Origin of the sequence: Paenibacillus sp. FSL H7-0737 (genome assembly GCF_000758545.1) — a bacterium.
Lineage (GTDB): Bacteria > Bacillota > Bacilli > Paenibacillales > Paenibacillaceae > Paenibacillus_AQ.
The window spans coordinates 3,609,054-3,633,786 of record NZ_CP009279.1; the positions used below are offsets into that span (position 1 = coordinate 3,609,054).

The following is a 24,733-nucleotide window of genomic DNA, read 5'->3' on the forward strand; positions in this document are numbered from 1 at the left end:
AAGTTCACCCCATTAAATATTAAGCAGATGAATTTTATATTCTTCTGCAATTTCTTTATCATCTATGATCAAATCACCTAGAATGTTCATTGCGATATCATTGATCTCATCAATCAAGAGTTCTGACATCGTGCCATTTGCAGCCGCTAGCTTCTGTATGGTTTGTGTTCCATCCTCGTTCATAAACGCAATCAGAGCTTCGTGTTGGAGTGGACTTAAAGCATTAGTGAACTGCTCCCACTCCGTATCTACGTTAGCAGATTGAATTTCTTTTATGGTTAATTCAGGCTCAGGAGACTGAAGCGGTACAATGATTTTATCTTCAATATCTTCAAATTCTTCTTTTTCTACTACTTCTTCAAGCTCGGATTCCTCATTAGTAATCTCAAAACCGCTATCCTCAAGTTCTTCCAGCTCGTTCATTTCCTCAACCGTAAGCATGGTTCGTACAATCTCGGAATCACTCTGCAGCCTTTCAAGCTTCTCACGATCAATAACTACTGCCGGCCCCTTATCTTCCTGTTTCTCTTTCTCAAATTCCCGCTTCAGAAAACGAGTGATAAGGTCATCCATATCCGCATCCACATTAACCCCTTTGAGCCGTCCTCGATACCCCAGCAGTTCCCGTAATTTATTCTCAGTCAAACGGAATAGCCTTGTAATCAAACTGCGAAGCGGTGGAGATTTACTGATACGCACAACCGGTATAAGCACTGAATAACCATATAGCGAAATATCATATACGGCGCTACGAAATAAATAACGCTCCCGCATTACTGAGGGGCCTGGTGGGAACATTTCAACCAAATTCGAGCCATGTTTCCGACTGACATAAGCATTGATTAATGCCACTACCTGTGGAATATATCGTTCAAGGGCTTCTTTACCTTCCCCCATATAAAACTTCGATTTACTAATATCGTAGTCCGACATTGCTGTTAATACCGTAAAGGTTAACTGCTCAGGAGCTACAGTAAGACATCTCTCTAACTCTAGCTCTGCCAAATCTCCGGCAAGACCGCGTGAACGAGCAACGATTAAAGATAGAGGCACATTCAAATGATGAACAAACGAGAAGTCCGCGATCCAACCACCCAAATATTGATCCAGACGTTTATAATTTTCACGATAAGCTTCCCAGATTTGACTGAGCTGCTTATAGCCATCATAAGGATCTTGCCAACCTACACCATTAATAAGCTCATACACGTGCAGAAAAATATATGAAAGATCCGTTTTCGGATATCTACCCTGTCTAACTTCATTGCGCCAATAAAAATACCATCTACTTTGCGTGCCCGTCATATGACCATACGTTGGCCAGTAACTCTTAAAAGGAATAAATAGCGCCGAATCCTCGGTTCTATGTTCCAACTCCTTCGCTCTAGCTACAAACTGACCTTCGGTGGTTGTCACAGGCTCCGGCGTGTCGGTCTCCAGATCCCAAAGCTGAAGCTGTAAAGAAGGTTCAGACGACGCTTTAGGCTTCCCTACATTTGCAGTAGATAACTTTGGCAGCGCTGGTTCTGATGAATTTCGCGGGGGAATAGGAACATTTTGTTCCGTACTTTCCCAGACTAATTCCGTGAAATGAGGCTGATTCCTATCCTTACTCATGTTCGATCGCTCCGTTCTTATAAAAGAAGGACTAATGCAAGCATAACGCCTTCTTTGCGGGGGCCCTAAATATATAGTAGTTTCTAATGTTAAAAAAAACGGCCCTGTTCACAACTGTGAAGGAACCGTTTTGTTCTTATTAAATTTTAGCATTGTTGGTAGATTAACATCAAGTATGTAATGAAGAATTATCCTCTACAGGAGCTCCGTTCCCTTTGTCTCTTTTCCTAGGAAGAGCACCGCTAACGCACCGATAATAATCGTTACAAAAAATAACATGAAGATCGAGCCAATCGCTATAGATTTACCTACCAGCACCCCTACTAACAAAGGAGCGATGATGCCACCAATCCGTCCAAAGGAAGTCGCTAAACCAGCGCCTGTTGAACGAATAGTTGTTGGGTACAACTCTGGTGTATAAGCGTACATGCCACCCCATGCTCCGAGATTAAAGAATGATAAGCAGATTCCAGCAGCCATCAGCATTCCTTCTGTAGTTGCATTTCCGAACCATGCCGCACTAACGGCAGTGAACAGCATATAGATGACCAGGACAAACTTACGTCCGAACTTCTCGATGAAGTAAGCGGCAGTAAAGTAACCCGGCAGCTGAGCTAGCGTCATGATAAGCACGTATTCGAAGCTTTTAACCAAGCTGAAGCCTTTAAGTACCATAACTGTAGGCAGCCATAGAAACATCCCATAATACGAAAACACTACAGTAAACCATAAAATCCACAGCATAATCGTAGAACGACGATACTCTGGTGACCATACTGTTGTGATACGTTTTTTCAAGGACACAGGCGCCTTCTTGATCTCAGCAAACTTCGGTGAATCGTCTATAGCGCGTCTTAAGTATAGAGCGTATAGAGCAGGAACAGCACCAATACCGAATGCTACACGCCAGCCATAATCAGGAATAACAAAGAATGCAATTAAAGCAGAAGCGATCCATCCAACCGCCCAAAAGCTCTCCAGCAGCACAACCGCACGGCCTCTCTCACGGGCAGGCATACTTTCAGACACTAATGTTGAGGCGACGGGCAGCTCCCCACCTAGTCCAAAGCCAGCGATAAATCTAAGTACACAGAGTATTCCGAAGCCTGTTGCAAAAGCCGATAACCCACTCGCAGCCGAGAAAATTAGGAGTGTCCATAAAAGTATCGGTTTACGTCCAAAACGATCGGCTAATATCCCTGCTGCCGCAGCACCCACAGCCATGCCCACGGAGTTAATACTTGTCAATATACCTATCTGCTCCGGTCCCAGATTCCAATCCTTGGCTAAAGCCGCTACAACAAAAGAAATCATCCCGACGTCCATCGCGTCGAACATCCAGCTTAAGCCTGCACTGAAGAGTAATTTCCTTTGCTTCGGATTCCGCAGCAGTGTCATTTGATTCACTTCTAAGCCCCCTTATATCCAACATATATCTTATGAAACTTACTTTTGATTGTTTCACTTATACATATTAAAATTGAAGCGTTCAAAAATCAAGAAATAAAGCTGCATTAAAGTATTGTCTGGCAAGCGATTGAAAATAACAGGTCTGAACAGCTATCGTGGCTATCAGAAGTATGTTGCGGACAGACTCTCTCTGAGATCTCGTAAGATGCGTCAGCCGATTGATCACACGATCTGTGGAACTTCTAAGCAGGGAATCTTCTTTCCAGGAGAACTCCTTGTGTAAAAGTTGATCTACTTTACATTGGGTTTGTATTGTTGGATTGCTCTTGATCTCTTCAAACAGTCCAGCATATGCATAATACAGCTTTGTCGGTTCTATAAGATCATCATCGTCTCGATCTGGCTTTAAGAACATTAATCGGAATAGCTGACGAATACTTTCGAAATTTAGGGCCGATTTGAGATCATCAATCATAAACAGAAGTGCTGCCTGATTAACTGAATACTTCTTTCCTTCTCTTGGAGAACCGAGATACTCCTTAAAATCACGCTTCACCCAATTTTGCATAGTAGTCACAGTCAAAGTGGAATACTCTATTAGATGGCCTAATGAAGCAATTTCACCGAGTGAAAAGCCTTTTACATCATGCCCCTTAATGATCTTTTGAAAAATGGGTGGTACATCTGTAGATAAAAAAGCGGGTAACGAAGTCCCCTTTTGTACTTCATCAAGATGAAATTTAGTCCATGCCTCTTGGAGGATATTCAGCGGTTTCCGGTCTGATAATCCGGTCAATGAGAGCAGAAGACTGGACATCTCCACACGAGTCAATGCAAATGATTCCATATCTGTTTCCCTCCACCATTTGATATTTCTCTGAAAAGTTCGTAGAATAGTTCATAAGAACTCATAATATGAGTATAACCTATTTTAGGAACGAAAGGGATGGTAAAGATTATATGGGTATAGGACTTAGTTTGACGTTGGTGGCTATTTTGATTATTTTAACCGCTTTTTTTGTAGCAACGGAATTTGCATTGGTGAGACTTAGAGGTAGTCAGATCAGTCAAATGGTGATCGAGGGAAAGAAGAACGCGCTTGCTGTACAACGAGTGTCTGCTAATCTTGACGGGTACTTATCCGCTTGTCAGCTCGGGATTACAATCACTGCACTGGGTATTGGTGCTCTGGCAGAGCCAGCGTTTGAGCAGTTGCTCCTTCCGGTATTCGACTGGGCTAATATTAGTCCAAGTGTGAGTCACCCTCTTGCGTTCTTATTCGCATTCGTCATTGCAACATTCCTACACGTCGTTGTCGGGGAACTTGCTCCGAAGACAGTAGCTATAAACATTCCGGAAAAAATCGGTCAAATTACTTCACCGCTGATTATTTGGTTCTACAGAATTTTGTACCCACTCATTTGGTTTATGAATGGTTCCGCAAATCTGCTTGTTCGCCTTTTTGGGATGAAGCCTGCCAGTGAGCATGGAGACGCTCATAGTGAAGATGAGATTCGTTTGATCTTATCCGAAAGCTATGAAAGTGGAAAAATCAATAAAGCTGAATATGGCTATGTCAACCGCATCTTTACTTTTGACGAGATGTTGGCCAAAGAAATCATGGTTCCACGAACGGATATGGTATGTCTTTTCACCAATCATTCATTGAAAGAAAATTTCGAGATTATTCGTAAGGAACAATATACTCGCTTCCCGGTTGCAGAAGGTAGCAAGGATAATATCATCGGAATGATTAATACGAAACAGCTTTATTTGCAATATGACAATAACCCTGATTTTGATTTCAAAGGCTTGATTCAGCCAGTTCTAACCGTATCTGAGGTAACACCTGTTAAGAACCTTTTAACACGTATGCAATTGGAGCGGGTGCATATCGCCCTGCTACTTGATGAATATGGCGGAACGTCTGGACTCATCACAATTGAAGATATTTTGGAAGAAATCGTTGGTGAAATTCGAGATGAATTTGACGGTGATGAGCGCAGAGAAATTGAGAAACTAAGCGATACAAATTATCTGTTCGATGGTAAGGTATCTTTAATTGAGGTCAAGGAGCTTACCGGTCTTGATTTCGAACATGAGGAAGTGACAACGATTGGAGGCTGGTTATACAGTCATATCCCAGATCCGGCCGTTGGCAAAAGCATTGTACATGACAACGTAACCTTAATCATTCGTGAAATGAACAGATACCGTGTACGCAAGGTTGAGGTCATCATTGAGACCACTGGTGACACTGAATCGTCAGAGCTTGAGAATTCATAAGCTTTTAATCATAAAAAAAGGATAGAGTTATCAGATTAAATCTGATCCTCTATCCTTTTTTCTTTTATCAAAATCTTACTCATGTAATATTCATCCACCCATTGACCATCGATCACAAGTGATTTTCTCTTTGTCCCTTCGATCTCAAACCCATTTTTGATATATAGCGACATCGCTAGCTCATTATGGGTCATAACTGTTAACTCTAACCGGACAATTTCAGTATTCTTAGCCCATACATCCAGTTCTTTGAATAGCCCCGTACCAATCCCCTGACCTTGATGCTGTCTTAGAACTCCAATGACTATGTACGCACTATGGCGATTGCGTCTAACATTTCCACCTCTAACCGACATAAAACCTATCAAATGGTTATCAACCTCAGCACCAATAAGGATTGAAGTATTTGCTAAAGCGAAGCTTTCGATCATCTCTTTGACCTGATTTAGACTGGATTGTCGTTCATCCGGCTCTAATAACATAAATTTGGATTCCTGATCCAACTGATGCTGTAATCGAAGTAATTCTTCTGCATCCTCTGGTATAAGCACTTTAAGTGTAACCATCATATCATCACTTCCAATCATAAATAGCTATAAGTACTTTTTGAACAGCTTACTGGAGCTGCTATTGTATCCAAGATGCTCGTAAAATTGATGTGCATCCTCTCTTCTGACCGCACTCGATAGCATGATCTTAAGGGCGCCCCTAGAAGTGGCTACGTGCTCAGCGTATCTCATTAGTTTCGCACCGTATCCTTTCCCTCTCACCTCTTGTGATATGATGACTCTTTCAATGACAGCAAAGGGTCGATCGTCACATAAAGCATCCATACATAAATGAAGATGAAGCGTCCCAACAATAGTCCCTTCTTCTTCGTACACATAAAGAAAACTATCCGTATTGTCAGCTATCCGCTTCAGTCGGTCCGGTGACACTTGTATAGCTGTCTGCTCAGGCAACAACATTCGATATAAGTTTTCAATATACAATGCGTCTTCAGGAACAGCCTCTCTTATCATTTGTTTATTCCTTTCTTAATCGTTCTTAACAACGGCAGACCATGATAACATTACCATTCGGATCTTTAAAATTAAACCAATGGTCATGCTCGATATCCGTAAGAATCTCTCCGCCATTTGCTTTCACATAGTCATAAGCAGCATCAATATCCTCGGTATTTAGATGAAAAGAGGGGATATTAAGAACGGACTCAGAAGTGTAAATTTTGCTGTCTAATACGATTTCTGGTCCTTGCATGGGGATCACGTATAGATGCCCGAATAATACTTCACCATCCAAAGGCAAACCAAGCAATTGGCAATACCATTCTTTGGATTTCTCAATATCCTTTACCGGAATAAAGACTGCACCAATCTGATTCAGAATCGGACTTACCACCATTAAGAAAGCCTCCTCTTTAAAGTTGCAGAATAGGGTGTTATTCTAGAATAATTCGATAAAATATGTCAATTACCTCCCTCCACTTAGGGAAGGTCTGGCAAGTTATGTTATAATTTTGTGTGCACTACTCTAATTTCACGTATGACAGGAGAATTGAATTGGCTAATCTGAACTTCGGTGGATTGAAATTAACTCCACCAAAAGTCTTATCACTAGGATTTGTAATACTTATCACTGCCGGAACTTTTTTACTTAGTTTGCCGGTCGCCTCAGTAGAAGGGCATATTTCTTTTATTGATGCATTATTCATGGCTACATCGGCAACCTGTGTTACAGGTCTGGCAGTCATTGATACGGGCACACAGTTGACTACTTTTGGACAAGTTGTTCTACTCGTATTATTTCAGTTTGGGGGATTGGGTTTTATTACGATGGCCACCTTGATTACTTTGGTCCTTAATAAACGAATATCCTTTAAAGAGCGAATTCTTATGCAAGAATCTATGAACCAGAATTCCATGCAAGGTATTGTCCAGTTGATCCGCAGAGTTCTGATCTATTCCCTTGTTATTCAGCTCACAGGTGCCATCGTGTTTGCCGGTAGGTTTATGATGGATATGCCTTTCGGGAAAGCTGTATATTATGGAATTTTTCACAGCATATCTATTTTTAATAATGCAGGCTTTGATTTATTCGGTGACATTCATGGGCCCTTTAGTGGACTTACACGTTTTGTAAATGATCCTATAGTGAATTTCACCTCAATGATCCTCATCTTTCTTGGAGGGGTCGGTTTTATCGTTCTATCTGATGTTTTTGACTTTCCAAAACGTAAAAAGCTTACTCTACATTCTAAGGTTGTTCTTTCGACCTCGATGATATTGATTGTCATTGGGGCTGCTCTATTTTTCTTACTAGAATTTAATTCTACGCTGAAGCCCTTGAGTGCAGGTGGAAAGATGATGGCTACATTTTTACAAGCGATAACACCACGTTCAGGTGGCGTCACTACGATTGAAATTCCACTGATGCGGGAATCTACACAATTTCTAATGATTCTGCTAATGTTCATAGGGGCTGCGCCTGGATCTACTGGTGGGGGAATTAAGATTACTACGTTCGCTGTTCTAGTGGCTGCGGTTTCTGCAAGACTAAGGGGTAAAGAGGATATTGTAATGTTTCGTCATCGGATCGCCAAAGAAAATGTCTATAGAGCCGTGACGATGACATTAATGTCTCTAATGTTAGTGGTCATCGCTACGATGTTGTTATCCGTGACAGAAAAGGCTGACTTTCTTGCTGTACTCTTTGAATCCGTATCTGCATTCGGGACTTCTGGTCTCTCCATGGGACTTACTCCAGAATTGACTACGGCGGGTAAAGTGCTCATTATTTTTCTAATGTTTCTGGGTCGGACAGGTCCGCTTACTCTAGCTTATGCACTCAAACCTAAGGGTAGTAAGGAACTTTACAGATATCCTGAAGGTAAGATTACAATCGGATAAGGCGAGATGTAACCAGCGGCAATGAATATTGCCGCTGGTAATCAATCAACACTTGTATGTTTTACTCTTCAACGATCTCTTGTTTATCTAGTGCGGCATCAAGCAATTGATTGTATACATCGTCATCATTTTCAAGTAGCGCGTCAGTTTCTAAGAACTGCTCTTCACTTCCAGGCTCACCAGCAAAGCTTAGGCTGTAATCCCATTCCGTTCCTCTTGTACTGAAAAAAGTGATCTCATATGGAGCCTTATGGTTTTCGAGAGTAAATATCGTCCTCCCTACATAGCTTTTATCCTCTTTACGGCTCATTTCAGCACTTACGATCTCTAAATTCATCCGTTAATCTTCCTTCCATTCATCAAATCATTTCCCCTTTCAGTATAGCATTGAAATGAATGTAATTCCTCAATTTACACTGTAAATTCCATGTAATTGACTTTTTTCATCCGGCGGTTAATAATTTAGTACAATACTTGTAAAGTACCAAACTATTAGTAATTGGAGGAAATATCGATGACTGATTTCGAGGCAAAGCTTAGTAAATATGCAGATTTAGCTGTGCAAATTGGGGTTAACGTTCAACCAGGGCAAATTCTGGTGGTGAATGCACCGATTCTTGCAGCTGATTTCGTTCGTATGATTACCGCCAAGGCATATGCGATTGGAGCAAGCTTGGTGAAGGTGAACTGGAGTGATGCAAGCATTACACGCCAGCAGTTTGAACATGCTGCACCAGAAGTGTTCACTGAGCCTCCTACTTGGTACGCAGGTGAAATGACCGAACTCGCCGAGAAGGGTGCAGCTATTCTTAACGTGATCGCGGAAGATCCTGATGCACTTAAAGGTATTGATCCTGTACGCATTTCAAATTATCAAAAAGTACGGGGAGCCGCACTCACCAAATATCGTGAAATGCAAATGTCCGACAAAGTTAGCTGGAGTATTGTTGCCGTACCTTGTCAGGCTTGGGCGGATAAAGTATTCCCGAATGTTCCAGCTGAAGAACGTGTAAATAAACTTTGGGAAGCTATTTTCCACACCGTACGTCTTGATCGTGAAGATCCGGTAGCTGCATGGCAAGAACATCTCGACACCTTAGATCAAAAAGCAAATGTACTCAACGCAAAAAAATATAAGAAGCTGCATTACATAGCACCTGGTACGGACCTAAGCATTGAACTTCCAGAAGGCCATATTTGGGCACAAGGAGACAGTATTAATGCTAAGGGTCATTCTTTTGTAGCCAATATGCCTACTGAAGAAGTATTTACCGCCCCTCTAAAGACTGGCGTGAATGGCACCGTACGAAGCACAAAACCTCTTAGCCATGGCGGCAACATTATCGATGGATTCTCTATTACTTTTGAGAATGGACGAATTGTTAGTGTTAGTGCAGAGCAAGGACAAGAAGCACTAGAACACCTCATTAGTATGGATGAAGGCGCTAAATACCTCGGTGAAGTTGCGTTAGTTCCTCATAAGTCCCCTATCTCTGAGTCCAATATTCTTTATTACAATACCTTGTTTGATGAGAATGCATCCAACCACCTGGCTATAGGTATGGCTTATGCTTTCTGCTTAGAAGGTGGTAAGGATATGACTCCTGATGAACTGATTGCACATGGATTGAATAATAGCGTTACCCATGTGGATTTCATGATCGGTTCAGCGGAAATGAACATTTATGGTATATCTGCTGATGGAACCGAAGAACCTGTATTCCTGAATGGAAACTGGGCGTTCTAATTATTGCAAATATGAAATAAAAGACTAGAGATATTGGGAGGAGTTGAAACTATGTTAGATTTCAAGCAAAAACTGGAGAACTATGCGTTGCTGGCAGTGAAGATTGGGGTTAATATCCAACCTGGGCAGACCCTTGTTGTAAATGCCGACATCGTTTCGGCAGAACTAGTGCGTCTTGTCGTACGCAAAGCCTATGAAGCGGGTGCGAAGCTCGTCAAGGTTAATTATAGCGACGAGGTTGTTACACGTACACGTTATGACCTCGCTCCATCCGATTCCTTCTTGGAACCGCCACAATGGCAAGCAGATGAATTAGAAGATCTGGCTAAAAAAGGTGCAGCATTTCTATCGATAACTTCAACGAATCCAGATCTGTTGAACGGTGTTGAATCAGGAAGAATTGCAGATAATCAGCGGATCTCTGGACAGACATTAGCTCCATATCGTGAGTTGTTAATGGGGAATCACGTAAGCTGGAGTATTGTAGCCTTCCCATCAGCATCGTGGGCGGCAAAGGTATTCTCTGAAGCATCACCTGATCAGCAGATTGATTTGCTATGGGATGCTATCTTTAAAGCTACACGTGCGGATCAAGCTGACCCTATTCAAGCATGGAGTCAACATTTAGATGGCCTGAAAGCACGTTGTACTGCTTTGAATGATAATAAGTTCCGTAAGCTGCACTATACAGGACATGGAACCGATTTGACGATTGAGCTACCAGAAGGGCATATTTGGTGTCAAGCAGGAGCTGTCAATGGCAAAGGAGTTCCTTTCCTAGCCAATATCCCTACTGAAGAAGTATTTACTGCCCCACTGAAGTCTGGTGTGAATGGTAAGGTAAGCAGCACTAAGCCGCTTAGCTATGGGGGTAATCTTATTGATAATTTCACCCTCACCTTTGAGAACGGCAAAGTAACGGATTTCACCGCTGAAAAAGGTTCAGAAACGCTTGCTTCCCTTATCGCGTTAGATGAAGGCTCTGCTTATCTTGGAGAAGTCGCTTTGGTGCCTTTCCACTCCCCGATCTCCGAGAGCGGAATTCTATATTACACCACATTGTTTGATGAGAATGCCTCCTGCCATTTGGCGTTAGGTGCAGCATATGCCTTTACCCTTCAAGAGGGTACGACAATGACCAAAGAACAATTGCAGGAAAAAGGAATGAACCAAAGCCATACACATGTTGATTTTATGATGGGTTCACCTGAAATGAGCATTAATGGTATTAAGGATGATGGAACAATCGTACCTATCTTCCGTGATGGAGATTGGGCTTAAATTGTTCGCTTAAATTATTGAATAAATAAAATGTCAAACAACCTGCTTGGTTCCTCTTCCGAGGACAAAAGCAGGTTGTTTTTTATTTCATACTAGATATCCAGAAAATAAATAGCCCAAATTTGAATAAAAGTTCAATATTTGTTCACACTATTGTTGATTTCCGTTCACAAATATGTCACAATACAGTTAAGGATCTAATTTCCAAGGAGGGGATTATCATGTTGAGAGACCCAATATCCAATGAAATTGACAGCGTTGAAGAAGAACAGCTCGAAATTCAAGCACCGGTGGATTCAAGAATTGTTGCATCTAATGCAATCAAATATACCGCCTATGTTATGCTGTTTTTCGGATTCTTGTATTTCCTGATTGCTTACTTGGCACCTATGTTGGAACAATAATGTGATGGATATGATTTTATTAGAAAACGCTTACGGTTAATCACTCTCATGGGAGTAGTGGTTAACCGTTTTTATTTCCATGAAAATGCTTTGTTCGTCCAGGCTATTGCTGAAGGCGACCATATGCCATTCATTTTGGAATGTAGCCAAGCTATCGCCTCTTCTCTATCGCCTTCAAATGAGGAAAGACCGTTATCTTCCATCCAGTGGCTTACAGTCTCAAACGAGGTACTGCTCCAGCCATTTTTCTCACCTTCTGCATTTTGGCGTTCTTTTACACCTGAAATAACGATGTCCAGCGATGCCTGAAGCTCCGTAACCGCATTATCATAAGCCGTCTTCTTTTCTTTAGCCTTCATATCAGCTTCAACACGAAGTATACGCGTATCAATCCCTTGATGTTCACGGATAATTTGCAGTAAAGTCATTGCTTCTCTGCTGGCCAATCCGTCATTATAACGTTGTTCTATAGATTTAGTACTTCCTACAGCTGACACAAATGCTGGAAACCACTCCCTCGAGACCAAGATAGCTTTCTTCTTAACAAATTTACCGTATCCAGCCAGGCCTTCAGAAGGAAACCTTACACGCCATGACCATGGATCTAGCTCTGAACCCGTATGCCAATTCTCCGCTTTCGTTAATCCATTTAAAGATGGGTGCTCAGGAATCAGAGTGGCAAGCGGCAAAATCCCAATCTTGGTAATGATTTCTGCGGTTTCCTCAAAGGTGATAACACTTTCCTCTTCATATCCCTTATACATCACAACATCATCTCCTATGTACTCCATTATTTAGACTTCATATTTCCGATCCCAGCAATATAAGTACTGATGAGCCGAGATAGGCTTACATTCGTATCAAGCGCCATTCCAAAACCGCCCTTTTGTTCCAAAGAGGCAAAGCCATGCAGAATGCTTCGTAACCCGCGTACTGCATGAATTTCTCCTTCCTCACCCAATTGATAATCCTTCATCACATGAATGATAAGCTTCAAAATATGATCACTTGCCGTTTCCAGCTCCGTATTTGCCTGTTCAGGGGCTCGCAACGTTGTCTCGTATAATCCAGGTCGGCTTCTAGCAAAGTCCACATACGCTCGCCCCATCGCCTGTACAGCAGCGTCTCCACTAAAGCCTTTAGCTGCGTTGTTCATTGCATTGGAAAGCTCCCCTAGTCCATAAATCGCAAGTTGTGTGCGCAATTCCTGTAGCCCGTTAATGTGATTGTATAAAGACGGAGAACGAACACCTAATTTGTTAGCCAATGCGGCTAAGGTTACGGCCTCTATCCCTTCATGATCGGCGATTTCTGCTGCTGCAATAACTAGCGTACGACGATCTAATCCTGCTCTAGGTGACATTTTAATTACTCCTATCTTGAATCATTTGTGCTTTATGAATAGCTTTCTCCATGGTTTGTACTGGGTTTCTAAGTAAGTCTCCATGTCCAGTAGCCAGTATAGTCGGGGAAGCCTCTAGAAGCTTAATCGCACTTTTTAATGCTTGATCTTTACTCCAGGTTGCCAGAGCCGGAAACGGAAACCAAGGAATTACGGTTCCTGAAACTGCGGTTCCCCGGAAGGTTTGAAAAGCATCTCCAACGATAACAGCGCCGCTTCGTGTATCCATGAAAGACATAGATCCAGGAGTATGACCAGGAGTTAAAATTGCTGTTAATGAACCAATGGTATCCCCATCATAGAGCAATACATCTGGTCTCGTTGCTACCTTCTTGGGCACGCCTCCCTTTATAGGGGTCTGAGGTTCTCCCTCACGAAGGGAACGATCTCCACTAAGCAATGCTGCATCCCTTTCTGAAATGTACGCCTGAGCCTCTGGAAGCTGTCTCTTTAGCTCATCCAGTGCACCTATATGATCGTCATGAGCATGCGTCAATATAATACGAGTGATCTTTTTATCAAGCTTCGCTGCGGTATCTATAATTCCTTTTACACTGAACGGCATTGCCGCATCTATCAAAGTCAACTCATTCTCTTCCTCAATGATGTAACAATTCACAGGAAACACTCTTGGCATCCAAGTTAGCTGTAATAAATGACCTTCACGCGTTACTCTCATCATTACCCCTCCATAAAACTAATGGTATTAGCTTAAATATAAACTAATCACATTAGTTTTACAAGAGTGAATTATTAGTTTTCTTATCCATCTAGACTTTTGTCCGCATTTTTATTAGATCTTTTAATAATGAACCACTGAATCCATGTTATCCCAACGAAAAATATAACGGAACCCACAAGGGTGCTCATGATACTTTTAGCAATATCCAATTCCCCGGCTTCTCTAAAATCAGATAGGAACATTAATGCAGCCCATACGAATGTACTAATTACTCCCCCAATTAAATTGATTTTCTTATACCGTCTTACATCGCCTTCTTTACTCGGCAGCAGATATATTCCATTTTTGACGGAACGAACAGTTATATACAAACACCCTGCCATCACAATCACAAACGTATCTAACCAATACTTAATGTCCCATTGCAGAATAAACACTTTTACCAAAAGACTAACCATAAAGCCCACGAACACAATCATAAAACCATGCGTACTAAACTTCTGAATTTCGCTAATAATCCGCTCATCCTTAATCCTTGTCCTGCTCACCCTTATTCCTCCCAAAAAATATCGTTTAAAGATCGATCCAATGCCTTGCAGATAGCTATGCACAACTTAAGCGTTGGGTTATAGTTCCCGGCTTCAATCAGACCAATCGTCTGTCTTGTAACCCCTACAACTTCCGCTAACTGTTCTTGGGAAAGATCTTTTTGTATACGAGCCAGTTTCATCTTGATGTTCTTGTTCTCCCCCACGCTTTTCCCTCCTTATTTAAATTCATCCACTTAACCAAATTGTAATCAATATCATTCATTATGTACATTATATATTGCTATAAACATTTATCGCGATATTTCTATCAACCATACGACATTATGAGCTTAAACTTACAACAAAAAAGCACCCCTTCGGATGCTTCGGATATATATTCTTTTAATATTCATTATTCAAATACCGTAAAACCTTCTGCTTATTCCACTACATCATTCTCTGGATAGCTATCAATGATCTTCAGCAGTTCAGAAGCATCAGTGCGTGGACGGCTGTCTGGCACAGTCTCCGGGTATCCGGCATGGATCATAGCTATGATCTTCTCTCCTGGCTTCACACCAATTTTGTTACGGAATTCAGGATTATTGATATAAGGATCTGTCTTCCAAATCGTTCCCACACCTTGCTCCCAAGCTGCTAGCTGGAAGTTCTGCACAAGTGCTGACGCTGCTGCAAAATCCTCATCCCACTCTCTCTGCCGAGGATCCTCAGGCATCACCACAATTAACGTTAAAGGAATATTTGAGATATATTCTTTTCGCTTAGCAGCCACTTCAGGATCAGAAAAAGCACGTTTCACGAAAGCAAATGCCGCTTCAGCCAAGAACTTTGTACCATCACCTTGAAAAGCAATAAATCTCCACGGCTCACGCACCCCATGGTTCGGCGCCCATACAGCTACATTTAACAATTCCTCTAAGAGACCTTGTGGCAGTGGATCTTTTTTAAAAAGCTTAATAGAGCGTCTTTCTCTTATTACTTCAGCTAAGCTATTCTTTTGAGTCGGTTGAGTTTGTGTCATGAGATCCACTCCCTATAGTAATAATGATAATCATTATCATTAATGATACAGTATCTATCTGCGATTTGCAAATAATAGAAACAAAAAACACCGTTCCCTAAGGAACGATGTTGAAAGGCTTCAGCCGAAACGACCCATGATATATTCTTGTGTCATTTGATTCTCTGGATTAGTAAAGACCTTATCCGTCTTATCGTATTCTATAAGGGATCCCAGATAGAAGTAAGCCGTATAATCAGAAATCCGTGCAGCTTGCTGCATGTTGTGTGTCACGATTACTATGCGTAGCTCTTCTTTTAACTCCTTGATGAGCTCCTCTACTTTACCAGTGGAAACCGGATCTAGTGCGGATGCTGGTTCGTCCAAGAGTAGAATTTGTGGGTTAACTGACAACGCTCTTGCAATACAAAGGCGCTGCTGTTGTCCACCGGACAAAGCTAATGCTGAATCTTTTAACCGGTCCTTCACTTCATCCCACAACGCTGCTTTACGAAGGCTGCTCTCTACAATCTCATCGAGTGCTTTTTTTCCTTTCACCCCATGGTATTTCGGTCCAAAGGCGATGTTATCATAAATGGATTTATAGAACGGATTGGGTTTTTGCCAAACCATACCGATCTTCTGACGCAGTTTGATAACGTCTGTGCCAGGAGCATTAATATCAACGCCATCAATCCAGATGCTTCCTTTGGTTGTTGATCCGGAGATTTCGTCATTCATACGGTTCAGTGAACGAAGAAAGGTTGATTTACCGCAGCCGGATGGGCCGATCAGTGCAGTAACCGTATTTTCAGCAAAAGGAAGACTAATCCCCTTAACTGCCTCATATGTTCCATAAAAAATACTCAGGTCCTCGGTTTGAAAAGATTCACGCACTGCTGTTGCCGACGTTCCCATCGATTACTCCTCCTACATCTCTACTTTAGTTTTTAGGAATTAGTTCATTCTTTTTGAAGCTGTAAGCTTACGATAAATAAATCTACCGAAATAACGTGCTGCCAAGTTGAAGATCAACACCATAATAACAAGTACTGCTGAAGCTCCCGCAGCAATTTGCGCGGCATCAGGAGCAAGGCCTTCACTATTTACCTTCCAGATATGAACAGCCAGTGTTTCAGCTGGTCGGAAAGGATTCAGTGGTGAGTTCGGACTAAGTGGATTCCAGTTAGTGAAATCTAGTCTTGGGCTACTCATTCCTGCAGTGAACATCAACGCGGCTGCTTCCCCAAAGACACGGCCAGCAGACAAAATAGTACCCGTAATAATCGTTGGTAATGCTACTGGGAACAACACGGAGGTTACGATTTTCCACTTGGACAATCCTAGTGCAAAACCAGCCTCTTTTTGTTGCTTCGGAACACTACGGAAAGCTTGCTCAGTAATCCGAACCATCAGCGGTAGATTAAAGACCGTCAATGCCAGTGCTCCAGAGATTAAGGAAAAGCCAAGATTAAAATAGTTAACAATCAGCAATAGACCAAACAAGCCGACTACGATTGAAGGGAACGAAGATAATACCTCAACAATTAAGCGAATAAAGCCGGTGATTTTTCCTGGACGAGCATATTCAGCCATATAAATACCGGCACCCAGTCCTAGAGGTACTGTAATTATTAGCGTGAGTACCAAAAGGAATAAGGAGTTGAATAGCTGAGGGCCAATCCCTCCACCTGCTCGAATTTTTTGCGGTGCAGAGAATAGAAAATCCCAACTAATGTGACTAAGACCTCGAAAGAGGATATATCCTAATAGACCAACCAGAATAGCTACGATGAGCAATGCGAAAAACACAATAAGGCTTGTGGCAATTTTATTTACGGTTCTTGGCTTCAAATTTTATTTCTCCTTTCAAGCAGTCTCACAAAGAAGACAAATACAAAGGTCATCAGCATAAGAACCAGTGCCATACTCCACAGAGCATTATTGTGTGCAGAGCCCATGGTTGTGTTCCCCATTCCAAGCGTGATTACACTCGTCAGGGTAGAAGCTGATTCAAAGAGTGATTTTGGTACGAATGGCGCATTCCCGATGACCATCTGTACAGCAAGGGCTTCACCGAATGCACGTGCCATCCCCAGTACAATACCAGTCATAATAGCAGGAAACGTTGTCGGAATAATCACTCGAGAGATCGTCTGCCACCGGGTGGCACCAAGCGCATAGGAGGATTCCTTTAAATTTTGCGGCAATGAAGCCAGCGCGTCTGCAGCCACGCTTGTAATCGTCGGAAGAATCATGACCGAGAGCACAAGCGCGCCTGCAGCTACCCCGATGCCTTGACCAGGCAGGTTGTTGCGTAGAAACGGTACAATAACACTTAATCCGATGAAACCATAAACAACTGAAGGGATACCTGCCAACAGCTCGATTACCGGCTGAAGCAATTTTTTGCCCCATCCTGGGACAATCTCAGTCATGAACAGCGCAGCGCAAAGGCTAAGTGGACTAGCAATCAATGCTGCAAGTAGAGTAACTAAGAAGGATCCAGTAATAAACGGAAAAGCACCAAAGGATGGCGTATCTGCTTCAGGTGACCACTTTGTTCCGAATAGAAAATCAGTAACGCTAACATCACCGCTTGTGAAAGTTGAAATCCCTTTAGACGCCACAAAATATACCATCGATACAATGATTGTTATCAATAGCAGTACACAGAAGGACATATATGTACGTCCCACAAAATCTTCAATATGATGTTTCTCGATGCGTGAGTTCTTTAGTTTCACCCTCAATTGCTCCCTCTTTCTAAAGTGAAAAGAGAGGCAGATGTATCCGCCTCTAATCACTTGAGATTCTAATCCTTACAAATTACTTAGAAGTGAATTACTTAGCTGTAACATTTCCTGCGACGTCACGAGTAACTTGCATTTTTACTGCTGGAATGTATCCAAGCTCAACGACTTCACCTGTTTGTACTTCGTCTGTCAAGAAAAAGTCAAGGAATGCTTTTACTGTTTCATTTGGTTCGCCGTTTGTGTACATGTGCTCGTAAGCCCATACTGGATATTTACCAGAAATAACATTGTCTACAGATGCTTCTACACCATCAAGGCTAAGTGTTTTGATTGAATCGTCAAGGTATGAAAGAGCCAGATAACCGATAGCCCCTGGAGTTTCTCCGATCATTTTCTTAACAGTACCGGAGGAATCTTCTTGAATCGATCCTGGGATATCTTCAGTTTTAGTTCCAAGTGCAAAGCTTTCAAAGGTTGCGCGAGTACCGGAGCTGCCTGGACGGTTGATGATTTGGATTTTTTGATCCGCTCCGCCAACTTCTTTAAAATTTGTAATTTTTCCTGTGAAAATATCGATAAGCTGTTGCTTAGTCAAGCTGTCCACACCAGCATCCGGATGAGTTACTGCTGCGATCGCTACTACTGCTACTTGATGATCTACAAGAGCTGCTGCTTTTTCTGCATCTGCATCTTTTAGTTTTTCTTCTGCGAATACGTCAGAGTTACCGATATCTACTTGTTTCTCAGCTACTTGAGTAAGACCAGTACCACTACCGCCGCCTTGAACCTGAATGTCCACACCAGCATTTTTATCCATGAAATTCTCGGCTACCAGCTCAACCAATGGTTGTAGTGCTGTTGAACCTGAAGCTAGAATCGAACCACTTATTTTAGCGCCGCTACCTTCATTTGTAGCTGCAGCGTTTCCTCCCGTGTTGTTTGCCCCACCATTACCGCAAGCTGAAAGTGCTAGTACGCTTGTTAAAGCCAAAGTCATAACCCAAGATTTTTTGAATTGCATTGTTTTGTCTCCTCCTAAATGTTTTGTTAGCACGGCTTCCTCATACAGTTCATACGGAACTGGCTTGGAAAGCTTTAACATGGTGTTGTGGAGCTTTGGCCCCCATATGCTTGTTTACTGTAAAAGTGCATTGTACGCATATGTTATTGTTGTTGTCCGGAGCTTCTTGGCCCCTCTGACTCTTCTTATTCTAGAGCTCGTTCGTTAGAGAAACTTCTTAACTTTGTAAAGCCAACGATAAAAATACCAATAGAATCTATATATATGTATAGATTTAATCTATAATGGAGATATAATTTGTTATCCAACTTAGCATTGTACGGAGGAAAATCATGAATATTATGAAGTTAAAGATCGTTATCCTACTTGAAAAATATAAGAAAGTAACCGATGTAGCTGCTGAATTAGGCCTTAAACAACCCACAGTATCTTTTCATATGAAGAATCTAGAGAATGAATTTGGAACGCCTTTATTCCAATATCGAAGTGGAAGAGTACTGCTCACAGATGCGGGTCGAGCCCTTTATCAATATGCGCTCAAGATTGTCTCACTTACAGCCGAAGCTGAACGTACTGTTAAACAGTTTTCTTCCCCTTCACAAGGTACTTTAAAGTTGGAAGCAAGTTATATACCTGCAACTTATATTTTACCTAAAGCGCTAATCCAATTCATGAAACAATATCCTGGGATTAATAATTCAATGACGATCCAAAGTGATACTTTGTTAAAGGAACGACTCCGAAGCCGAGAAATTCAAATGGCTATTTTACACACTTCTGATTGGCATGATGAATCCTTTAACTTTCAGCTGGTTGTCCGCGACGAGCCTGTGCTCATTTTTGCCCCTAGTCACCCTTTTGCAACTATAGAGAAGTTAACACCAGAACAGATCGCGCTTGAGCCTTGGATTCAGTATGAGGGTGGTTCTTGTTTACGGGGATTTGCGGATCAATGGGCAGAAATAAATCATATTCGCTTGTGGAACCGATCCGAGTTGAATTCACCTGAAACTCTAAAGATGTTAGTTAGCGAGGGAGATGGCGTAGGCATTTGTTCTAGAGTTAGTATTGAAGCAGAACTTGCGTTAGGTCGTCTTTGTTATGCTCCTCTACCGGGAGTTTTGCCTGAGAGCGGTGGTTTTGTACTGGCTTGGCGAAAAGATCATATATTAACGCCATTGCAGCAATCTTTTGCCGATATATTAAACAACGTATAGGTCCTTCTATTTTATAAAAGGGAGCGCCCAAAGCCAAAATGGTTTTGAGCGCTCTTATTTGCTTATTCTATAAAGGGAAACATTAGCTTTTCATTCTCACTTGTGTACATATTTTCCTTCGTAATGAATTCGGAGCCTGTATCCATAACAGGAGCTACTTTGTGACCTGAAACGACTTCAAGTGCAGTTTTCACAGCCAAGTACCCCATAGTAAAAGGTTTTTGAATCACCGTTCCCAGCATCGTTTCGTTCTCCAGCAACTGAACCTCACTACTGGAATTGTCGAAACCAACCAGCTTCACTTTTGATTTCAAGCCCATATCCATAATTGCCAGTCCCGCACCTAATGTAGAAGGCTCATTGAGACCAATGATTCCCTTTAGATGTGGCTGATTCTTTAGAAGATCAACAGTTAATTGATATGCTTTCTTCGAAGATCCGTTACTGTAAAGGGTATCCTGAACAAGATTAACTCCATTCTGAGATAAAGCATCCCGAACACCTTTCTCCCTCTCGATAGCTGTAGCGGAGCCTGGTACAAAATTCATAATGGCGACTTGATCGTCGCTTTGAATATTTTCAATCAACTTCTGCGCTGCTTTACGGCCTGCTTCATAATTATCTGTGGCGATAAAACTATCCGATACACCGCCGTTCAGTCCCGAATCCACCGTAATAAGAGTGATACCAGCAGCCTTAATCTGCTCTGCAACCGGAACGAGACGATAATAGTCGGTAGCAGCCAATATAATGGCATCGGGCTTCTCCTCAATCGCCTGTTCCAGTAATTGAATCTGCTTATCCACATCTAGCTCGGTATCTGTTCCTACCGTATGGACATCTGCACCGAATTCCTTGGCAGCAGTCGCCACACCTTGTTTCATTACTTCCCAGAATTCAATACTGGTATCGATAGTCTTAGGAACATAGATAATGGTTCTGACTTTTGGATCAAGCTCATTCGTAAACATACGATATCCTACCCACCCGAGCGCTACAATGAAGATTACCAGTAGAGCAGACAAGCCTATTTTCGACCATAGTGAGCTCATGGATTCTCCTCCTCATAGAGCGCAGGAATTCTTAAAGTGACCGTCGTCCCTTCTTCCATTTCACTCGTAAAAGACAACCCGTAATGGTCGCCGAAATATAGCTGAATGCGATGGTTCACATTTGCGACGCCAACCCCACTGCCAATCCTGTAATCTGCCTTTTGAAGCAATAACTTGTTCATCTGCTCTGGATTCATACCAACACCATTATCAATAACCTGAATGGTAATATCGTTTTGCTCTTTTTTACCTCTAATCAGGATGTGCCCTTGCTCAGGATTATGCTTTATCCCATGATAAATCGCATTTTCAACTAAGGGTTGAAGGACCAATTTCAATATACTGCATTCAAGAATGTCTTCATCCACTTCTATCGAATATGTGAATTTATGGCGATAGCGCATATTCTGAATCGTTAGATAGTGTCGAATATGTTCTAATTCTCTTGCGATCGGAATCAATTCCTCGCCCTCACCAATCGTAGAACGCATCAGCTTCGATAATGATGAGGTCATTTCGACCACCTCCTCCATCTTACCGGTCTCTGCCATCCAGATGATCGAGTCTAGCGTATTGTACAAAAAGTGGGGCTTAATCTGTGCTTGTAAGGCCTTCAACTCACTCACGCGTTTCATCTCTTGCTCCATCACAATCTGACTCATCAACTCTTTAATCTTCATAATCATCAGGTTAAATGTTCGGGCAAGCTTGCCAATTTCGTTCGTGCTCTCAATTTCCACACGAATGTCGAACTCTCCGCGTTCAGCCTTTTTCATGTTTATTTCAAGATTCTTGAGTGGCTTAGTTAGTGCGTACGAAAGAAGCACAGATATAGCCATGGCAAAGATGAGACTTACTGCTCCCCACAAGGCAGCTGTACCTTGCATCTGCTGTTTGTTAGCAACCAGATCATCTGGATAGGTCACCCCTACAATCTTCCAACCAAAGCTGGTTGTATCCACCGTGTACAGCTTCTGCTCGTTCCCTGTATTCACTGTAACCGACCCGCTTTTAATCCCAAGAACGGTTTCCAATTGCTCGAACTTGAGCTGCGAGTAGATCAGCTGCTGTTGAGGATGATAGACTAGGCTCCCTGACGGATCTACGATGAATACATAGCCGCGTTTTCCCAATTCGATTTGTTTGCACAAATTGTTAATAACGCTGTAATTAAGATCTACAAGTAGCACACCTTGTCGATCTGCTTCCATTTCTGAAAAGGTATCTGATAGCTTTCTACTGATCGACACTACCCAACGATATTCATCCTGAAATAAGTGCTGCACATGTGAAGAGGAGACAGCCACTCCCGTCTGGTTCAAAGCTTGCAGATACCACTCTTGAGCAATCAACTCAGGAAGCGGTTTCAAAACTGCGTCCAGTCGATCCGAAACCGTTATCCCCTCTGAGCTTGCATACACTATAGAAGAAATGTCGGTGCGGGATTGGACGACAGATCGAAGATATTGGCTGGCTAACTGCTTATCTTTGACTTTTCCATCTTGTCCCGAACTCGAACCTTTTACATATCTCTCAAGATCACTACTAGTTAATACCAAAGCAGCAATACTCTCCATGTTACTAATATAATTCTCGATGTTCAGTTTTACTTGTTCTATTAATTGTGAAGTATAGGCTACGGAATTCCCCATGACGGCAGCTGAGGAGAGTCGGTATGAAGTATAGCTCAGAACTATAGTTGTGCAGAGAATAAGAAGGGAAAAAGAAATAGCGATATTATTATGAATACTTCGACTTCGGAAGAAGCGATGAGGTTTCATAGAAGGAGATTCTCCTTCTGTCGCTGTCGATATTCCTTCGGTGTGATCCCAACATTACGTTTGAAAATCACACTAAAGTACTGTGGATCAGCATAGCCAACTCTAGCAGCGATGTCATAAGTCTTCAACTGTGTGACGGTAAGGAGCTCTTTAGCTTTTTCCAAACGGAGACGAGTCAAATACTCAATAAAAGTCTCTCCAGTATGCTGTTTAAAAGTCACACTGAAATAACTGATGCTCATAAAAATATGGCTGCACAGCTGATTAAGTGAAAAGCTGTCATTACAATAATTCTCCCGAATATAAGCTTCTGCTGCCTTCATCTGAGAGGTTCTGACGGTTGTTCTTTGTTCCGATAGCTTGAGTATCAACTCATGGCAAGTTCTCTCCAAATAATTCCTAGCTTCATCTAAAGTCTTAAGGGCTGCAACCTCAGCAAACATATTATGCGAAACAAGCTCTGTATTTGGGAATCCGATATCGACCACATAGTTCATTAGAGAGACGAGCATTTGGTAGAGGCTACTGCGGCAGTCTTCTATAGAAGAGCTATTGCTTTTTAGCTCCTGAAACCATTTTGAGAGGACTTCCGAGATCGCTGATGCTTTACCTGTCTTCAACGCGGATATGAATTGCTTTTCCCATGAAGAGAAATGTGCTTGATCCAATCCTTTGCCGAACTCAAGATCCTGTATGGAGATAACCTTATCTATACCTAAAAGATATCGATATTCTATGGATGAAATCGCTTCCTGGAATGATTGTGGAATTTGCTGTAAATCAGCGTATTTTCTACCGATGCCGATGGTTGCCGTCAGCTTCAAGTACTTGTTCAGGCTGGTTTGTACTTGATCTGCAAGAAGTTGTGTTGTGACTTCGATCTCTTCGGAATCCCCTGATAATATCGCAGCGAGTTTCCCATCTCTCGTCTGAAATACGACACCGCCCTGCTCCTTCTCAAGTTGCTCCTGCACAATGTTAAAAGCAGCAAAGCGCAGTAGCTCAGCATCAGAAGCAATATCCAGGCTACGATTGTCCATTTCTATATCGATTACGATTGCAAGATTAGCCTCACCCTGCAGCTGTATATGAAAATAATTCATTTTATTCTCGATCTCGTCGTTTTTCATACGAGTAGTAACAAGCTTCTCCAGAAAACGTTCGCGAAGCAAAGGAAAGCTCTGATTTAATTGCATACGAAGCTTAGCGATATTGGCCTTTTGTAAATGCTCTTCATCCAAATCCTGCTTCATCTTGCTTAGATATTCGGCAAACTCACGAGCATTAATTGGTTTTAACAAATATTCCGTCACCTTCAAGGTTATAGCCTGTTTAGCGTATTCGAAGTCTTCATAACCAGTTACGATAATGACCTTCATGTCCCGGTATCGTTCCATTACAGCTTTAGCCAATCCTAGTCCATCCATAAAGGGCATGCAAATATCTGTAATAATCACATCCGGTCGATACTGCTCGACTGCATCAAGGGCATCTCTGCCGTTATCGAAATCTCCAACAAGTTCAAAACCATGATTATTCCATGCTATCTTCTGTTTAATCCCCTCACGAACCTCGTCTTCATCATCAACTAGAATAATCTTATACATCCAACACCTC

The 24,733-nt window shown here is 42.0% G+C and carries 26 protein-coding genes; 6 read left to right on the forward strand and 20 right to left on the reverse strand.

Translation table 11 applies throughout. The features are described 5' to 3' along the window. Window positions 1–12: 12 nt before the first annotated feature. The 3 genes from H70737_RS29840 to H70737_RS15505 all read right to left on the reverse strand — a co-directional run bounded on the left by H70737_RS29840 (window position 13) and on the right by H70737_RS15505 (window position 3,874). Complete coding sequence (locus H70737_RS29840) at window positions 13–1,617, reverse strand: TerB N-terminal domain-containing protein (RefSeq protein WP_052404307.1); 1,605 nt, start codon at window positions 1,615–1,617, stop codon at window positions 13–15. Window positions 1,618–1,812: 195 nt separating this feature from the next. After that, window positions 1,813–3,015, reverse strand: coding sequence for an MFS transporter (locus tag H70737_RS15500; protein WP_042193977.1), 1,203 nt, complete (start codon window positions 3,013–3,015; stop codon window positions 1,813–1,815). 91 nt (window positions 3,016–3,106) lie between these two features. Beyond that, window positions 3,107–3,874 (reverse strand): DUF1836 domain-containing protein, encoded by a 768-nt coding sequence (locus H70737_RS15505; protein ID WP_042188578.1) that lies wholly within the window; start codon window positions 3,872–3,874, stop codon window positions 3,107–3,109. Between the two features lie 113 nt (window positions 3,875–3,987). On the opposite strand from H70737_RS15505, the gene H70737_RS15510 reads away from it, so the two are divergent. Next, on the forward strand, window positions 3,988–5,313 hold the full coding sequence (locus tag H70737_RS15510) for a hemolysin family protein (protein WP_042188579.1): 1,326 nt from the start codon (window positions 3,988–3,990) through the stop codon (window positions 5,311–5,313). Window positions 5,314–5,348: 35 nt separating this feature from the next. Here H70737_RS15510 and H70737_RS15515 read toward each other — a convergent pair whose 3' ends face one another. The 3 genes from H70737_RS15515 to H70737_RS15525 are packed head-to-tail and all read right to left on the reverse strand — an operon-like array spanning window position 5,349 to window position 6,714. Further along, the gene (locus H70737_RS15515; protein WP_042188581.1) at window positions 5,349–5,882 is read right to left on the reverse strand and encodes a GNAT family N-acetyltransferase; all 534 of its coding nucleotides are present in this window, start codon (window positions 5,880–5,882) and stop codon (window positions 5,349–5,351) included. A gap of 24 nt (window positions 5,883–5,906) precedes the next feature. Next, window positions 5,907–6,335, reverse strand: a complete 429-nt coding sequence (locus tag H70737_RS15520) for a GNAT family N-acetyltransferase (protein ID WP_042188583.1) — start codon at window positions 6,333–6,335, stop codon at window positions 5,907–5,909. A gap of 25 nt (window positions 6,336–6,360) precedes the next feature. Next, window positions 6,361–6,714 (reverse strand): VOC family protein, encoded by a 354-nt coding sequence (locus H70737_RS15525; protein ID WP_042193979.1) that lies wholly within the window; start codon window positions 6,712–6,714, stop codon window positions 6,361–6,363. Window positions 6,715–6,875: 161 nt separating this feature from the next. Here H70737_RS15525 and H70737_RS15530 point away from each other — a divergent pair, with 161 nt between their 5' ends. Continuing rightward, window positions 6,876–8,222, forward strand: a complete 1,347-nt coding sequence (locus H70737_RS15530) for a TrkH family potassium uptake protein (RefSeq protein WP_081393020.1) — start codon at window positions 6,876–6,878, stop codon at window positions 8,220–8,222. 61 nt (window positions 8,223–8,283) lie between these two features. Here the strand turns inward: H70737_RS15530 and H70737_RS15535 are convergent, their stop codons facing one another. Next, the gene (locus H70737_RS15535; protein WP_042188584.1) at window positions 8,284–8,559 is read right to left on the reverse strand and encodes a hypothetical protein; all 276 of its coding nucleotides are present in this window, start codon (window positions 8,557–8,559) and stop codon (window positions 8,284–8,286) included. A gap of 177 nt (window positions 8,560–8,736) precedes the next feature. On the opposite strand from H70737_RS15535, the gene H70737_RS15540 reads away from it, so the two are divergent. From H70737_RS15540 to H70737_RS15550, 3 genes are all read left to right on the forward strand, one after another. Then, the gene (locus tag H70737_RS15540) at window positions 8,737–9,969 is read left to right on the forward strand and encodes an aminopeptidase (RefSeq protein WP_042188585.1); all 1,233 of its coding nucleotides are present in this window, start codon (window positions 8,737–8,739) and stop codon (window positions 9,967–9,969) included. A gap of 51 nt (window positions 9,970–10,020) precedes the next feature. Beyond that, window positions 10,021–11,250 carry an aminopeptidase gene (locus H70737_RS15545; protein WP_042188587.1) on the forward strand — a complete coding sequence of 410 codons (1,230 nt, stop codon included), beginning with the start codon at window positions 10,021–10,023 and terminating at the stop codon, window positions 11,248–11,250. A gap of 221 nt (window positions 11,251–11,471) precedes the next feature. Beyond that, window positions 11,472–11,654, forward strand: coding sequence for a hypothetical protein (locus tag H70737_RS15550; protein WP_042128123.1), 183 nt, complete (start codon window positions 11,472–11,474; stop codon window positions 11,652–11,654). A gap of 71 nt (window positions 11,655–11,725) precedes the next feature. On the opposite strand, the gene H70737_RS15555 is transcribed toward H70737_RS15550, so the two are convergent. The 10 genes from H70737_RS15555 to H70737_RS15600 all read right to left on the reverse strand — a co-directional run bounded on the left by H70737_RS15555 (window position 11,726) and on the right by H70737_RS15600 (window position 19,066). Beyond that, a complete protein-coding gene (locus H70737_RS15555; RefSeq protein WP_042188588.1) occupies window positions 11,726–12,418 on the reverse strand; it encodes an AlkZ-related protein in 693 nt (230 codons plus the stop codon). Between the two features lie 26 nt (window positions 12,419–12,444). Next, the gene (locus H70737_RS15560) at window positions 12,445–13,017 is read right to left on the reverse strand and encodes a TetR/AcrR family transcriptional regulator (protein WP_042188592.1); all 573 of its coding nucleotides are present in this window, start codon (window positions 13,015–13,017) and stop codon (window positions 12,445–12,447) included. 1 nt (window position 13,018) lies between these two features. Beyond that, window positions 13,019–13,735 (reverse strand): MBL fold metallo-hydrolase, encoded by a 717-nt coding sequence (locus H70737_RS15565; RefSeq protein WP_042188594.1) that lies wholly within the window; start codon window positions 13,733–13,735, stop codon window positions 13,019–13,021. An 83-nt stretch (window positions 13,736–13,818) separates the two neighbouring features. After that, window positions 13,819–14,286 (reverse strand): DUF6773 family protein, encoded by a 468-nt coding sequence (locus H70737_RS15570; protein WP_042188596.1) that lies wholly within the window; start codon window positions 14,284–14,286, stop codon window positions 13,819–13,821. Between the two features lie 2 nt (window positions 14,287–14,288). Beyond that, the gene (locus H70737_RS15575) at window positions 14,289–14,468 is read right to left on the reverse strand and encodes a helix-turn-helix transcriptional regulator (RefSeq protein WP_042132222.1); all 180 of its coding nucleotides are present in this window, start codon (window positions 14,466–14,468) and stop codon (window positions 14,289–14,291) included. 239 nt (window positions 14,469–14,707) lie between these two features. Further along, window positions 14,708–15,310 carry a nitroreductase family protein gene (locus H70737_RS15580; protein ID WP_042188597.1) on the reverse strand — a complete coding sequence of 201 codons (603 nt, stop codon included), beginning with the start codon at window positions 15,308–15,310 and terminating at the stop codon, window positions 14,708–14,710. Window positions 15,311–15,430: 120 nt separating this feature from the next. Further along, complete coding sequence (gene pstB / locus H70737_RS15585) at window positions 15,431–16,207, reverse strand: phosphate ABC transporter ATP-binding protein PstB (protein ID WP_042188599.1); 777 nt, start codon at window positions 16,205–16,207, stop codon at window positions 15,431–15,433. 39 nt (window positions 16,208–16,246) lie between these two features. Next, entirely contained in the window at window positions 16,247–17,143 is an 897-nt protein-coding gene (gene pstA / locus H70737_RS15590) for a phosphate ABC transporter permease PstA (RefSeq protein WP_042128135.1), read from the reverse strand. Next, window positions 17,140–18,042 carry a phosphate ABC transporter permease subunit PstC gene (gene pstC / locus H70737_RS15595; protein WP_042128137.1) on the reverse strand — a complete coding sequence of 301 codons (903 nt, stop codon included), beginning with the start codon at window positions 18,040–18,042 and terminating at the stop codon, window positions 17,140–17,142. Before pstC ends, pstA begins: the two co-directional genes overlap by 4 nt. A 91-nt stretch (window positions 18,043–18,133) precedes the next feature. After that, on the reverse strand, window positions 18,134–19,066 hold the full coding sequence (locus H70737_RS15600; RefSeq protein WP_042193985.1) for a phosphate ABC transporter substrate-binding protein: 933 nt from the start codon (window positions 19,064–19,066) through the stop codon (window positions 18,134–18,136). A 332-nt stretch (window positions 19,067–19,398) separates the two neighbouring features. Between H70737_RS15600 and H70737_RS15605 the strand changes: the two genes are divergently transcribed. Further along, window positions 19,399–20,283 carry a LysR family transcriptional regulator gene (locus H70737_RS15605; protein ID WP_042188601.1) on the forward strand — a complete coding sequence of 295 codons (885 nt, stop codon included), beginning with the start codon at window positions 19,399–19,401 and terminating at the stop codon, window positions 20,281–20,283. A 62-nt stretch (window positions 20,284–20,345) separates the two neighbouring features. Here the strand turns inward: H70737_RS15605 and H70737_RS15610 are convergent, their stop codons facing one another. The 3 genes from H70737_RS15610 to H70737_RS15620 are packed head-to-tail and all read right to left on the reverse strand — an operon-like array spanning window position 20,346 to window position 24,723. Further along, window positions 20,346–21,335, reverse strand: coding sequence for a substrate-binding domain-containing protein (locus tag H70737_RS15610; RefSeq protein WP_042188603.1), 990 nt, complete (start codon window positions 21,333–21,335; stop codon window positions 20,346–20,348). After that, window positions 21,332–23,116 carry a cache domain-containing sensor histidine kinase gene (locus H70737_RS15615; protein WP_042188605.1) on the reverse strand — a complete coding sequence of 595 codons (1,785 nt, stop codon included), beginning with the start codon at window positions 23,114–23,116 and terminating at the stop codon, window positions 21,332–21,334. The genes H70737_RS15610 and H70737_RS15615 overlap by 4 nt, the downstream gene beginning before the upstream one ends. Next, window positions 23,113–24,723: a response regulator gene (locus H70737_RS15620; protein ID WP_042188606.1), complete on the reverse strand. Its 1,611-nt coding sequence runs from the start codon at window positions 24,721–24,723 to the stop codon at window positions 23,113–23,115. The genes H70737_RS15615 and H70737_RS15620 overlap by 4 nt, the downstream gene beginning before the upstream one ends. Window positions 24,724–24,733 lie beyond the last annotated feature (10 nt).

Coding starts and splice junctions, on each gene's coding strand:
- H70737_RS29840 (WP_052404307.1), bottom strand. CDS start 1,617: ATGAGTAAGGATAGGAATCAGCCTCATTTCACGGAATTAGTCTGGGAA.
- H70737_RS15500 (WP_042193977.1), bottom strand. CDS start 3,015: ATGACACTGCTGCGGAATCCGAAGCAAAGGAAATTACTCTTCAGTGCA.
- H70737_RS15505 (WP_042188578.1), bottom strand. CDS start 3,874: ATGGAATCATTTGCATTGACTCGTGTGGAGATGTCCAGTCTTCTGCTC.
- H70737_RS15510 (WP_042188579.1), top strand. CDS start 3,988: ATGGGTATAGGACTTAGTTTGACGTTGGTGGCTATTTTGATTATTTTA.
- H70737_RS15515 (WP_042188581.1), bottom strand. CDS start 5,882: ATGATGGTTACACTTAAAGTGCTTATACCAGAGGATGCAGAAGAATTA.
- H70737_RS15520 (WP_042188583.1), bottom strand. CDS start 6,335: ATGATAAGAGAGGCTGTTCCTGAAGACGCATTGTATATTGAAAACTTA.
- H70737_RS15535 (WP_042188584.1), bottom strand. CDS start 8,559: ATGAATTTAGAGATCGTAAGTGCTGAAATGAGCCGTAAAGAGGATAAA.
- H70737_RS15540 (WP_042188585.1), top strand. CDS start 8,737: ATGACTGATTTCGAGGCAAAGCTTAGTAAATATGCAGATTTAGCTGTG.
- H70737_RS15545 (WP_042188587.1), top strand. CDS start 10,021: ATGTTAGATTTCAAGCAAAAACTGGAGAACTATGCGTTGCTGGCAGTG.
- H70737_RS15550 (WP_042128123.1), top strand. CDS start 11,472: ATGTTGAGAGACCCAATATCCAATGAAATTGACAGCGTTGAAGAAGAA.
- H70737_RS15555 (WP_042188588.1), bottom strand. CDS start 12,418: ATGTATAAGGGATATGAAGAGGAAAGTGTTATCACCTTTGAGGAAACC.
- H70737_RS15560 (WP_042188592.1), bottom strand. CDS start 13,017: ATGTCACCTAGAGCAGGATTAGATCGTCGTACGCTAGTTATTGCAGCA.
- H70737_RS15565 (WP_042188594.1), bottom strand. CDS start 13,735: ATGAGAGTAACGCGTGAAGGTCATTTATTACAGCTAACTTGGATGCCA.
- H70737_RS15575 (WP_042132222.1), bottom strand. CDS start 14,468: ATGAAACTGGCTCGTATACAAAAAGATCTTTCCCAAGAACAGTTAGCG.
- H70737_RS15580 (WP_042188597.1), bottom strand. CDS start 15,310: ATGACACAAACTCAACCGACTCAAAAGAATAGCTTAGCTGAAGTAATA.
- pstB (WP_042188599.1), bottom strand. CDS start 16,207: ATGGGAACGTCGGCAACAGCAGTGCGTGAATCTTTTCAAACCGAGGAC.
- H70737_RS15600 (WP_042193985.1), bottom strand. CDS start 19,066: ATGCAATTCAAAAAATCTTGGGTTATGACTTTGGCTTTAACAAGCGTA.
- H70737_RS15605 (WP_042188601.1), top strand. CDS start 19,399: ATGAATATTATGAAGTTAAAGATCGTTATCCTACTTGAAAAATATAAG.
- H70737_RS15610 (WP_042188603.1), bottom strand. CDS start 21,335: ATGAGCTCACTATGGTCGAAAATAGGCTTGTCTGCTCTACTGGTAATC.
- H70737_RS15615 (WP_042188605.1), bottom strand. CDS start 23,116: ATGAAACCTCATCGCTTCTTCCGAAGTCGAAGTATTCATAATAATATC.
- H70737_RS15620 (WP_042188606.1), bottom strand. CDS start 24,723: ATGTATAAGATTATTCTAGTTGATGATGAAGACGAGGTTCGTGAGGGG.